The following is a 488-nucleotide window of genomic DNA, read 5'->3' as shown; positions in this document are numbered from 1 at the left end:
AACGGACCTGCTGAGGCTCGCCGGGACAGCGTGCCCAGTGAACCTCACAGGGACAGCGGCCCTGGCGAGCATCACGGCAAACCCGGCGTTTCTCGCCGTGACACCACACCGGCGGCGCCTAGACGAGACCATGCTGCCCGCCGTACCTCCAAATGGGGACGGCCTGTGGCGGTGGCGGCGGGGGTGGCGGCGACGGTGAGTGCGGCCTACATCCTGTGGCCCGCGCCCTTAACCAGCCCGCCCGCAGTCGCAGACCCAGCGGCCACCACCACGCTCGGCCTGCCAGCCTCAGCCCCGCCGGCTCCTGCCACGCCGGCTCCTGCCACGCCAACGCCTGCCACGCCAACCGGCACGACCCCGCCGGCCTCCGCCCGGAAGGCCACCCCGAGCACAAGCCCGACCCCTTCGCCGGCCACCACTCCAACCCCCACCCCGACGACAACCCTCACACGACGCCCTGCAGTGTCTGCACGCTGGGATACGAAGGG

The 488-nt window shown here is 72.3% G+C and carries 1 protein-coding gene; it reads left to right on the top strand.

Going from position 1 to position 488, the window contains the following annotated elements:
- Positions 1-215 precede the first annotated feature (215 nt).
- The coding region (locus V5E28_RS49160; protein ID WP_336217212.1) for a hypothetical protein at positions 216-488 on the top strand (273 nt) is incomplete at its 3' end.

The sequence above is a fragment of the Nonomuraea sp. LPB2021202275-12-8 genome, from assembly GCF_037044575.1.
GTDB lineage: Bacteria > Actinomycetota > Actinomycetes > Streptosporangiales > Streptosporangiaceae > Nonomuraea.
Note: the sequence above shows the minus strand (reverse complement) of the source record. Positions and strands in the feature narration are given on the sequence as shown.